The 11,999-nt window shown below is 64.3% G+C and carries 8 protein-coding genes; 7 read left to right on the top strand and 1 reads right to left on the bottom strand.

Annotated features, from left to right (window positions below):
• Positions 1-199: 199 nt before the first annotated feature.
• A complete protein-coding gene (locus CTA01S_RS06195) occupies positions 200-436 on the bottom strand; it encodes a hypothetical protein (RefSeq protein ID WP_157451310.1) in 237 nt (78 codons plus the stop codon).
• 369 nt (positions 437-805) lie between these two features.
• Here CTA01S_RS06195 and CTA01S_RS06190 point away from each other — a divergent pair, with 369 nt between their 5' ends.
• The 7 genes from CTA01S_RS06190 (at position 806) to narH (ending at position 11,985) form a co-directional block, all read left to right on the top strand.
• Entirely contained in the window at positions 806-2,698 is a 1,893-nt protein-coding gene (locus CTA01S_RS06190; protein WP_026330231.1) for a type IV pili methyl-accepting chemotaxis transducer N-terminal domain-containing protein, read from the top strand.
• Between the two features lie 14 nt (positions 2,699-2,712).
• The gene (locus CTA01S_RS06185) at positions 2,713-3,396 is read left to right on the top strand and encodes a response regulator (protein WP_062193376.1); all 684 of its coding nucleotides are present in this window, start codon (positions 2,713-2,715) and stop codon (positions 3,394-3,396) included.
• Between the two features lie 55 nt (positions 3,397-3,451).
• Positions 3,452-3,622 (top strand): hypothetical protein, encoded by a 171-nt coding sequence (locus tag CTA01S_RS16610; protein WP_157451309.1) that lies wholly within the window; start codon positions 3,452-3,454, stop codon positions 3,620-3,622.
• A 221-nt stretch (positions 3,623-3,843) separates the two neighbouring features.
• Positions 3,844-5,133 (top strand): MFS transporter, encoded by a 1,290-nt coding sequence (locus tag CTA01S_RS06180; protein WP_062193373.1) that lies wholly within the window; start codon positions 3,844-3,846, stop codon positions 5,131-5,133.
• Between the two features lie 32 nt (positions 5,134-5,165).
• Positions 5,166-6,551, top strand: a complete 1,386-nt coding sequence (locus tag CTA01S_RS06175) for a NarK family nitrate/nitrite MFS transporter (protein ID WP_371326082.1) — start codon at positions 5,166-5,168, stop codon at positions 6,549-6,551.
• A 27-nt stretch (positions 6,552-6,578) separates the two neighbouring features.
• The gene (locus CTA01S_RS06170) at positions 6,579-10,442 is read left to right on the top strand and encodes a nitrate reductase subunit alpha (protein WP_062193363.1); all 3,864 of its coding nucleotides are present in this window, start codon (positions 6,579-6,581) and stop codon (positions 10,440-10,442) included.
• A 19-nt stretch (positions 10,443-10,461) separates the two neighbouring features.
• Positions 10,462-11,985 (top strand): nitrate reductase subunit beta, encoded by a 1,524-nt coding sequence (narH, locus tag CTA01S_RS06165; protein WP_062193360.1) that lies wholly within the window; start codon positions 10,462-10,464, stop codon positions 11,983-11,985.
• Positions 11,986-11,999 lie beyond the last annotated feature (14 nt).

Genomic DNA, 11,999 nt, shown 5'->3' with positions numbered 1-11,999 from the left:
CTGGCCAGACAATGCCGGGCCGATCCAAGAGGCCGTGTCGCCTCCAGGTCCGCCGGCCGTTGCGAGCCCGTGGCTGGGCTCGAGCAGGCGCCATGGTAACAGTCACCCCTCGGCTGCGGCGTGGGGCACGGACCACCGATCGCCGGCGATCGTGAATTTGCCGCGCCCTGAGGCTATCGACGAGGCCGAGGGCGGTGGTTCAAGGCCGCACCAGTTCCATGCCAGTGGCCACCACCCGCATGCGCCCATCGGCGCGCATGTCCACGAGCTCGCCACTGTCCAAATGCAGTTCGGCCACTCCCGTGGGCTCCCAGTGGTCCAAGCCATCGGCCAGCGAGGGGTCGCGCACCAGTTGCTCGAAGGCCTTGACCTTGTAGAGGCGCCCATCGGTCCCCTGGGCCGTGAAGCTGTCCAGCAGATGCAGTTTGCGATCCATATCCACCTCCTGCATGAGCGAGGGGGGCGGCCGAAAGGGTCGCCCGCCGGTCCATTGTCTCGCGTGGCCGTGGCCGCGCAAGCCCCCACCCGCACAGGACCCCAGGATGGGACCCCTGACACCCCCCCCCCAGCCTTGGGGTTGGCGAGGGAAGCGCTGGTCAAGTTTCCGCACGACAGCGACGCAGGTCGTGTGGGCATCAACTGCACGATTTTGTTGGCCGTGGTTGCCCCTGCGGGCCCGCTAGCAGGCCCGGCTTGTGGGCCGCCTGGCCCGCACATGGGCGCAAAATCGGCTTCCGCCTGACGGGGATTTGGCGACTTGACCTGAGTCAAGCCGTGCTGGCACCACCTTGCCTAGAGTGGCGTCATGAGACACCGCCCCTGGACCTTGGCCACCAAGCTCGTGCTGTTGTGCACGGGCTTCCTGCTGGCTGCGCTCACGTCCATTGGCCTGACGCTGTGGATCACCTGGCAGATCGAAGGAGGGGCCGCGGCCGTCAACGAGGCGGGGCGGCTGCGCATGAAGAGCTACCAGCTGGCGCTGGAGGTCGAGCGCCGGGTGCCGGCCGCCCAGATCGAGGATCGGCTGCAGCGCTTCGACGAGGGACTGGCGCTGCTGCGCGCCGGCGATCCTTCCCGCCCGCTGTTTGTACCCTGGAGCCAGGCCACGCGCGAGAGTTTCGAATCCGTGCAGAGCCAGTGGACGCTCCTGCGGGAGTACTGGCGAACCGGAGGGCAGCTCCCTGGCCGCACCACGGACGTGGATCGCTTCGTGGCTGCCATCGATGGCTTCGTGGCGGGTATCGAATACCAGCTCTCGCTGTGGACCGCCATCTTGCATGCCGTGCAGCTGGGCATTCTGGCGCTGGCGCTGATGGTGGGTATTGCGATGATGTATGCGGGATACCTCCTGGTGCTCAATCCCGTGAACCGCCTGCAGCAGGGCCTGAAGCGGGTGCAGGCCCAGGATTTCGCCGTGCGTGTGGAGGAGCGATCCAGTGCCGAGTTCGACCAACTGGCGCAGGGCTTCAACCGCATGGCCGAGACGCTGCAGGCCTTGTATGCCAATCTCGAGAACAAGGTGGCCGAAAAGACCGCGCGGCTACAGCAGCAGCGTGAGCGTCTGGCTGCGCTGTACGAAACCAGCGCCATGATGGCCGAGGCCACCAGCTTGGATGAACTCGCGCGGCAGTTTGCCCAACAGGTGCGACGCATCGCGCGGGCCGATGCGGTGGCTGTGCGCTGGTCTGACGAGGCCAACCAGCGCTACCTGCTGTTGGCAGGTGACTGCCTGCCTCATTTCATGACGGAACAGGAGCAGTGCGTTCAGACCGGGAGCTGCCATTGTGGCCAGGCCCTAGAAGGCGCGGCCACGCGCATCATTCCCATCAAGGTACGCCCGGCCAACGTGGCGCAGCCTGTGCTTGAACACTGCGCCCAGGCCGGGTACCAGACCCTGGTGTCGGTGCCCGTGCGCCTGCAGCACCGCCTGCTGGGCGAAGTGGACATCTTCTTCCGGGAGGAGACGACCCTGGGTGACGATGAACGATCCTTGCTGGAAGCCCTCGCAGCCCATCTGGCCGGTGCGATGGAGGGCCTGCGGGCCGAGGCGCTGGGTAAGGAAGCAGCCGTGGCTCAGGAGCGCAGCCTGCTCGCGCAGGAACTGCATGACTCCATCGCCCAGTCGCTGGCGTTTCTGAAGATTCAGGTCCAGCTGCTGCGAGATGCCATGCGGCGCGGTGACGAGCCGGGTGTCGAGCGGGTGCTCTGCGAGCTCGATGCCGGTGTGCGTGAGAGCTATAACGACGTGCGTGAGTTGCTGCTGCACTTTCGCACGCGGGCCAATGGCGAGAGCATCGAACCCGCCTTGCGTACCACCTTGCAGAAGTTCGAACACCAAAGCGGCCTGCGCGCTCACCTGGCGATGCACGGCCATGGCTTGCCCCTAGATGCCGATGTGCAGATCCAGGTGCTGCACGTGGTGCAGGAAGCCTTGTCGAATGTGCGCAAGCATGCGCACGCCCGTGAAGTATGGGTGGACGTGGAGCAGGCTCCGGTCTGGCGCTTCACGGTGCGTGACGATGGGGTGGGATTCGACACCGATGGGCAGCGACCGGACGAGACCCATGTCGGCCTGCGCATCATGCGCGAACGTGCCGCTCGCATCGGGGCCACCGTGACGGTGCAGGCTGAGCCTGGGAAGGGTACCTGCGTGACCCTGACGCTGCCGCCGTCCTCGCCACAACCCCTGGCGGCCTGATGCGCTCGTGACCCATGTCCAAGACCCCGTCTCTCATCCGCCTGCTGGTTGTCGATGACCACGTGCTGTTTCGTCGCGGGCTGGTGGCATTGCTCGCTCAGGAAGACCATTTAGAAGTCGTGGGCGAGGCCGGCGATGCCGGCGAGGCCCAGCGCCGAGCACGTGAACTCCAGCCTGATGTCATCTTGCTCGACAACCACCTGCCTGGCGTGAAGGGTGTGGATGCCCTGGCCGGACTGCGGGAGGTGGCTCCCAGGGCGCAGGTGCTGATGCTCACCGTGAGCGAAGACGAGCAGGTCCTGTCGGCTGCGTTGAAAGCCGGGGCCCGGGGCTACGTGCTCAAGACCATCGATGGGCCCGACCTGGTGCGCGCCATCGAGCGTACGGTAGCCGGGGAGTCGGTGGTCAGCCCCGAACTCACGTCCAAGCTCGTGGCCGCATTCCAGGCGCTGCATGCCGCGCCCGCGACTGCCGCGACCGCGGCCGAAGTGCCGCCCGAGCCGCTGGACAGTCTTTCGTCGCGCGAGCGAGAGATCCTCGGCCTCATCGCGCGAGGCGCCAGCAACAAGGAGATCGCCCGGGAACTGGGCATTGCCGAGACCACGGTCAAGATCCACGTGCAGCACATCCTGCGCAAGCTGGGCCTGAGCTCACGCGTTCAGGCAGCCGTGTACGCCAGCGAGCGCCAGCGCGCTTGATGGGGGTGAACCCGGGCGCTGGCCGAAACGCTGCACAGCGGCGACGATGGAGCCGATGCAAGCACCGTCGACCGACCGCGACGAACGCGTGCCCGCCGCAGTGGGCGGCCAGGAGCTGACCTTGCCCCCGAATACCGGATCCTTTGCTGAGGGGTTGAATACGCGCAAGGACGACGGAAGTGACGAAGTCAACAAGGACACAGCGCATGCTGCAGTTCAACCTTGAAGCGGTGCGGCTGGAACGATTTCAGCGATGGGATCCGGCAAACGCTGGCACGGTCATTCCTGCTGCGTGCGCTGACATACACGGACAATAGTTCGGAAGAACTATGGGGGCCTGACAACCCTCGTTCTTCGGGACGGTCCAGGATGACTTGCAGGAGGATAGGCAAGGCCCGGCCCGCTTTCTACAGTGCCTGCCATGGAGAAAAGCAAGGAGTGATCCCCATGGCGGCCCCCCAAGCAGGATCGGCAACGATTCCCCCCGTCTCGTCCAAGGCCTGGTCGGTGCTGATCGTCAGCACGCTGGCCTTCACCGTGTGCTTCATGGTGTGGATGATGTTCGGCGTCATCGGCATCCCGCTGAAAAAGGCGCTGGACCTCAACGCCACGCAGTTCGGCTTGCTGATGGCCACGCCGGTGCTCACCGGCTCGCTGGTGCGCGTGCCGCTGGGGATCTGGACCGACCGCTACGGTGGCCGCATCGTGATGACGCTGCTGATGGCCGCCACCGTGCCGGCCATCTGGCTGATGGCCCATGCCACGCAGTTCTGGCACTTCCTCGTCATCGGCTTGTTCGTCGGCCTGGCCGGCGGCTCGTTCTCGGTGGGCACACCCTACGTGGCGCGCTGGTTCCCCAAGCAGCGCCAGGGCTTTGCGATGGGCGTGTACGGCGCCGGCAACTCCGGAGCGGCGGTCAACAAGTTCGTCGCGCCGGCGATCCTGGTGGCTTTCGGCTGGACCATGGTGCCACAGGTGTACGCGGCCATCATGCTCGCCACGGTGGTGCTGTTCTGGATGTTCAGCCACAGCGACCCCAGCCACTTGGCGCCCAGCAACGTCAAGTTCACCGACCAACTCAAGGCGCTGAAAGACCTTCGCGTGTTGAAGTACTGCCAGTACTACAGCATCGTGTTCGGCGGTTACGTGGCGCTGAGCCTGTGGATGGTGCAGTACTACGTGGGTGAATATGGTCTGGATATCCGTGTGGCGGCGCTGCTGGCAGCCTGCTTCTCTTTGCCCGGGGGTGTGCTGCGTGCGATTGGTGGCTGGCTGAGCGACAAGTACGGCGCCCACAGCGTCACCTGGTGGGTGATGTGGGTCAGCTGGATCTGCCTGTTCCTGCTGAGCTATCCGCAGACCGAGTTCACGGTCCTCACGGTGGACGGTGCGCGCAGCTTCAAGATCGGTCTGAATGTGTACGCCTTCACCGTATTGATGTTCATCCTGGGCATCGTCTGGGCCTTTGGCAAGGCCAGCGTCTTCAAGTACATCAGCGACGAGTACCCACAGAACATCGGCACGATCTCGGGCATCGTGGGCTTGGCCGGGGGCCTGGGCGGCTTCATCCTGCCCATCATGTTCGGCGCGTTGCTCGACCTCACCGGCATCCGCTCCAGCGCCTTCATGCTGCTGTATGGCGTGGTGTGGGTGTCCCTCATCTGGATGTACTTCACCGAGGTGCGTCGCCGCGAGGTGTTGGGTGCCAACACCGGTGGCCTGGCCCCCCGCAGCTGATTGATTGACCGACTCCCTCAATGGAGGCTGAATTGGCTTCTCCTCATGTGATCGAACACTGGAACCCAGAGGACCAGACGTTCTGGAACCAGACAGGCGCCGCGATCGCGAGCCGCAACCTTTGGATCTCCATCCCAGCCCTCACCCTGGCATTTGCCGTGTGGATGGTGTGGTCGGTGGTGGTGGTCAACCTGCCCGCTGTGGGCTTCAAGTTCAGCACCAACCAACTCTTCTGGCTGGCAGCGCTGCCTGCACTGTGTGGTGCCACACTGCGCATCTTCTACTCGTTTGCGGTGCCCATCTTCGGCGGGCGGCGCTGGACAGCGATTTCCACCGCCAGCCTGCTGCTGCCGGCCCTGGGCATTGGCTTTGCGGTGCAGAACCCGACCACACCTTACGAGGTGTTCGTGGTGCTGGCTCTTCTGTGCGGGCTGGGCGGCGGCAACTTTGCCTCCAGCATGAGCAACATCAGCTTCTTCTACCCGAAGTCGCAGAAGGGCTACGCCCTGGGCATGAATGCCGGCCTGGGCAACCTGGGAGTGTCGCTGGTGCAGTTCGTCGTGCCCCTGGTGATCACTGCCGGGGTGTTCGGCCCCTTGGGGGGCGAACCGGCGATGGTCACGCGCGGTGGTCAGCAGGTGCCGATGTGGTTGCAAAACGCCGGCTTCATCTGGGTGCCATTCATCGTGGCTTCGGCGCTTGCGGCCTGGTTCGGCATGAACGACCTCAAGGACGCCAAGGCGTCTTTCGCCGATCAGGCGGTCATCTTCAAGCGCAAGCACAACTGGCTGATGTGCTGGCTGTATGTGGGCACTTTTGGCAGCTTCATCGGCTACTCGGCAGGCTTCCCATTGCTCATCAAGAGCCAGTTTCCCGAGGTCAATGCCCTGTCCTATGCCTGGCTGGGTCCTCTGGTGGGTGCGCTCATCCGCCCGGTCGGCGGTTGGTTGGCCGACAAGCTCGGCGGCGCGCGTGTGACGTTCTGGACATTTGTCGTGATGGGGCTGGGCGTGGCCGCGGTGCTGCAGTTCCTGCCCGCGGAGGGGCGCGCTGGCAACTTCAACGCCTTCCTGATTGCCTTCCTCGTGCTGTTCGCGGCATCCGGCGTGGGTAACGGCTCGACCTTCCGGATGATCCCCATCATCTTCCTGACCGAGCGCCTGCGTGCGGCCGGTTCAGGGGCCGCGGCCCAGGAACAGGCGCAGCGTGACGCCAACAAGGAGGCCGCTGCGGTGCTGGGCTTTAGCTCGGCCGTGGGGGCTTATGGTGGATTCTTCATTCCCAAGGGGTACGGCACCTCCATCGCTCTGACGGGCGGACCTGAAGCCGCGCTGTACGTCTTCATCGCTTTCTACGTCACCTGCGTGGCCATCACCTGGTGGTACTACAGCCGCAAGAACGCGCCCATGCCCTGCTGATCGACCGAACAGAACAAGGAGCCCCCGATGAGCCACTTTCTGGACCGACTGACCTACTTCAAACTGCCCAAGGAAAAATTCTCCGACGGCCATGGCGTGACCACCGGTGAAGACCGTACCTGGGAGGATGCCTACCGCGGACGTTGGGCCCATGACAAGATCGTGCGTTCTACCCACGGCACCAACTGCACCGGCTCGTGCTCGTGGAAGATCTATGTCAAGGGCGGCATCGTCACCTGGGAAACCCAGCAGACTGACTACCCGCGCACGCGGCCCGATCTGCCCAACCACGAGCCGCGCGGCTGTGCCCGGGGGGCCAGCTATTCCTGGTACCTCTACAGCGCCAACCGGGTGAAGTACCCCATGGTGAGGGGACGATTGCTCAAGCACTGGCGCGCGGCCAAGGCGGTGGCCAAAAGTCCCGTGGACGCCTGGGCCAGTCTTATGGAGAACGATGCCCAACGCCGCGACTACCAACAGCAGCGCGGTCTTGGGGGCTTCGTGCGTTCTACCTGGGACGAGGTCAACGAGATCATCGCGGCAGCCAATGTCTACACGATCAAGAAGTACGGTCCGGACCGTGTCATCGGCTTTTCCCCGATCCCGGCGATGTCGATGATCTCGTATGCCGCCGGCAGCCGCTACCTCTCGCTGATCGGCGGCGTTTGCATGAGCTTCTATGACTGGTACTGCGACCTGCCTCCGTCCAGTCCCCAGACCTGGGGAGAGCAGACCGATGTGCCGGAGAGCGCCGACTGGTACAACTCCAGCTTCCTGATCGCCTGGGGTTCCAACGTGCCCCAGACGCGCACCCCCGATGCGCACTTCTTCACCGAGGTGCGCTACAAGGGCGCCAAGGTCGTGGCCATCACGCCGGACTATGCCGAGGTCTCCAAACTGGCAGACCTGTGGTTGCACCCCAAGCAGGGCACGGATGCCGCGCTGGCCATGGCCATGGGGCATGTGATCCTGAAAGAGTTCTACTTCGACAGGCGATCGAGCTACTTCGACGACTACGCGCGCCGCTATACCGACCTGCCGATGCTGGTGCAGCTCAAGGAGCACACCCTGCCCGACGGCAGCAAAACGCTGGTGCCCGACCGCTATGTGCGTGCCAGCGACTTCAACGGCAAGCTCGGACAGACCAACCACCCCGAATGGAAGACGGTGGCCTTCGACGAGATGGGCAAGGTGGTGCTGCCACATGGCTCCATCGGTTTCCGCTGGGGACCTGAAGGCCGGCCGGACGCCGGACGATGGAACCTCGAGAACAAGGAGGCTCGCCACGGCCGCGAAGTGAAGCTCAAGCTGTCGGTGCTGGAAGAAGGCGCACAGGCCCATGAAGTGGTGGACGTGGCGTTTCCCTACTTTGGGGGTATCGATACCCCGCACTTCACCGCCAACAAAGCCGCGGGCGACGTGATGCGCCGCAAAGTGCCGGCCGTGCGCATCACCCTGGGCAAGGCGGGAGAACCGCGCGAGGTCCTGGTGGCCACGGTGTTCGACCTGCTGGCGGCGAACTACGGCGTCTCGCGCGGCCTGCCGGGCGAGGATGGCGCCCCCACGCTCGGCGCTGCCTCGCTGCCCCCCGAGGGGGCTGGTGCAGCCTTGGGGCGGCCCGGCGGCTGCACCCCGGCCGCGCGTTCGTACGACGACAACGTGCCCTACACCCCGGCCTGGCAGGAGAAGATCACCGGGGTCAAGCGTGACTTGGTGATCGCCGTGGCGCGCCAGTTTGCCGACAACGCCGACAAGACGCATGGCAAGTCGATGGTGATCATTGGCGCGGCGATGAACCACTGGTACCACAGTGACATGAACTACCGCGGCATCATCAACATGCTGATGCTGTGCGGGTGCGTGGGCCAGAGCGGAGGCGGATGGGCGCACTACGTCGGTCAGGAGAAGCTGCGCCCGCAAACCGGCTGGACGGCCCTGGCCTTTGCGCTGGACTGGATTCGCCCGCCACGCCAGCAGAACTCCACCAGCTTCTTCTATGCGCATACCGACCAGTGGCGCTACGAGAAGCTGGGGGTGGAAGAGGTGCTTTCACCACTGGCCGACAAAGCCCAGTTCCAGGGTAGCCTGATCGACTTCAACGTGCGTGCCGAGCGCATGGGCTGGCTGCCCAGCGCACCGCAACTGCAAACCAACCCATTGCAGGTGGTGCGGGATGCCCAGGCCGCGGGCCAGGACACCAAGGACTATGTGGTGGACTCGCTCAAGAGCGGTGCGCTCAAGATGAGCTGCGAGGATCCGGATCACCCCAACAACTGGCCGCGCAACCTCTTCGTGTGGCGATCCAACCTGCTGGGCTCCTCCGGCAAGGGCCACGAATACTTCCTCAAGCACCTTTTGGGCACCGCCCATGGTGTGCAGGGCAAGGACCTGGGGCCCGACGATGCCAAGCCGAAGGAAGTGGCTTGGCACGCGCAGGCACCCGAAGGCAAGCTGGACTTGTTGGTCACGCTCGACTTCCGCATGAGCACGACCTGCCTCTACTCTGACATCGTGCTGCCCACGGCCACCTGGTACGAAAAGAACGACCTCAACACCAGCGACATGCATCCCTTCATCCACCCGCTGTCTGCAGCGGTGGACCCGGCCTGGCAGGCCCGCTCCGACTGGGAGATCTACAAGGGTATTGCAAAGAAGTTCAGCGAGGTCTGCGTGGGCCACCTGGGGGTGGAGAAGGAAGTGGTGCTCACACCGCTGATGCATGACACGCCGGCCGAGCTGGCCCAACCCTTCGATGTGCAGGAATGGAAGAAGGGTCAGTGTGATCTGATCCCGGGCAAGACCGCGCCGCAGATCATGGTCGTCGAGCGCGACTACCCCAACACCTACAAGCGTTTCACGGCCCTGGGGCCGCTGATGGAGAAGTTGGGCAACGGCGGCAAGGGCATCGCCTGGAACACGGCCGAGGAAGTGCGGCAACTGGCCGAACTGAACGGCAAGGTGCATGAAGAAGGTGTGACGCGAGGCATGCCGAAGATCGAGACCGACATCGATGCCACCGAGGTGGTGATGATGCTCGCACCCGAGACCAACGGCCATGTCGCCGTGAAGGCCTGGGAGGCCCTGTCCAAGATCACAGGCCGCGAACATGCCCACCTGGCGCTGCACCGAGAGGACGAGAAGATCCGCTTCCGCGACATCCAGGCCCAGCCGCGCAAGATCATCAGCTCGCCCACGTGGTCGGGCCTGGAGAGCGAGAAGGTCAGCTACAACGCCGGCTACACCAACGTGCACGAACTGATTCCCTGGCGCACGCTCACCGGCCGGCAGCAGTTCTACCAGGACCACCCCTGGATGATCGCCTTTGGCGAAGGCTTTTCAAGCTACCGACCGCCGGTGAACCTGAAAACGGTGGACGAGGTGATGAACCGCAAGCCCAACGGCCACCCGGAGATCACGCTCAACTTCATCACGCCGCACCAGAAGTGGGGCATCCACTCCACCTACAGCGACAACCTGATGATGCTCACGCTCAACCGGGGCGGACCGGTGATCTGGCTGAGCGAGGATGACGCCAAGCGCGCCGGCATCGTCGACAACGATTGGGTCGAACTCTTCAACGCCAACGGTGCGATCGCGGCGCGCGCGGTGGTGAGCCAGCGCGTCAACCCGGGCATGGTGATGATGTATCACGCCCAGGAAAAGACCATCAACACCCCGGGCAGCGAGATCACGGGCCAGCGGGGCGGCATCCACAACTCGGTGACACGCATCGTCACCAAGCCCACGCACATGATCGGCGGGTATGCACAGCAGAGCTACGGTTTCAACTACTACGGGACGATTGGCACCAACCGTGACGAGTTCGTGGTAGTGCGCAAGATGAAGCGCATCGACTGGCTCGACGACGAGACCCCGGCGACCGCCGACTGAGAAGAAGGAGATACCTGCGATGAAAGTCCGCGCACAGATCGGCATGGTCCTCAACCTGGACAAGTGCATCGGTTGCCATACCTGTTCCGTCACCTGCAAGAACGTCTGGACGAACCGACCGGGCATGGAGTACGCCTGGTTCAACAACGTCGAGACCAAACCCGGCATCGGCTACCCCAAGGAGTGGGAAAACCAGGACAAGTGGCATGGCGGCTGGGTCCGCAAGAGCAACGGCAGCATCGAGCCGCGCCAGGGTGGCAAGTGGAAGCTGCTCATGCGCATCTTCGCCAACCCCCACCTGCCAGAGATCGACGACTACTACGAGCCCTTTACCTTCGACTACGACCACCTGCAGTCGGCGCCGGAATCGAAGGCGGCGCCCGTGGCGCGTCCGCGCAGCCTCATCACGGGCCAACGCATGGAGAAGATCGAATGGGGCCCGAACTGGGAAGAGATCCTCGGCGGCGAATTCGCCAAGCGCTCGAAGGACAAAAACTTCGACGAGGTGCAGAAGGACATCTACGGCCAGTTCGAGAACACCTTCATGATGTACCTGCCGCGCCTGTGCGAGCATTGTCTCAACCCGGCGTGCGTGGCCTCCTGCCCCTCGGGCTCGATCTACAAGCGCGAGGAGGACGGCATCGTCCTGATCGACCAGGACAAGTGTCGCGGCTGGCGCATGTGCGTCTCGGGCTGCCCCTACAAGAAGATCTACTACAACTGGCAGACCGGCAAGGCCGAGAAGTGCATCTTCTGCTACCCCCGCATCGAGGCCGGCCAGCCCACGGTGTGCTCCGAAACCTGCGTGGGCCGCATCCGCTACCTGGGGGTGCTGCTGTATGACGCCGATCGCATCGAGCAGGCCGCCAGCGTCGAGCACGACCGCGACCTCTACCAGGCCCAGCTCGACATCTTCCTCGATCCCAACGACCCCAAGGTGATCGAGCAGGCCCGCGCCGACGGCATTCCCGAGGCCTGGCTGGAGGCCGCACGCAACAGCCCCGTCTACAAGATGGCCGTGGACTGGAAGGTGGCCCTGCCTCTGCACCCCGAGTACCGCACCCTGCCGATGGTGTGGTACGTGCCGCCCTTGTCACCGATCGCGGCCGCGGCCAACGCGGGCGACATCGGTATCAACGGCGAGATCCCCGACGTCAACCAGCTGCGCATTCCCGTGCGCTACCTCGCCAACCTGCTGACCGCCGGTGAGACAGCACCCGTGGTGCGTGCGCTGGAACGCATGCTGGCCATGCGCGCCTACCAGCGCGAGAAGCATGTGCAAGGGCGCATCAACACGACCGCGCTGCAGCAGGTGGGCATCGACCAGGCCACGGCCGAAGACATGTACCACGTGATGGCGATCGCCAACTACGAAGACCGCTTCGTCATTCCGACCACGCACCGCGAGTACGCCGAAAACGCCTTCGACCTGCGTGGCGGCTGCGGCTTCTCCTTTGGCAACGGTTGCTCCGATGGCGTTACCGAGGCCAGCCTTTTCGGCGGCAAGAAGAAGCGCACCATCCCCATCAAGGCCACCCTCTGAGCGCAGGAGACCCA

The sequence above is a fragment of the Caldimonas taiwanensis NBRC 104434 genome (assembly GCF_001592165.1).
GTDB classification, from domain to species: Bacteria; Pseudomonadota; Gammaproteobacteria; order Burkholderiales; family Burkholderiaceae_C; genus Caldimonas; species Caldimonas manganoxidans.
The sequence above is the reverse complement of the archived record's forward strand: the minus strand, read 5'-3'. Positions and strand labels throughout refer to the sequence as shown.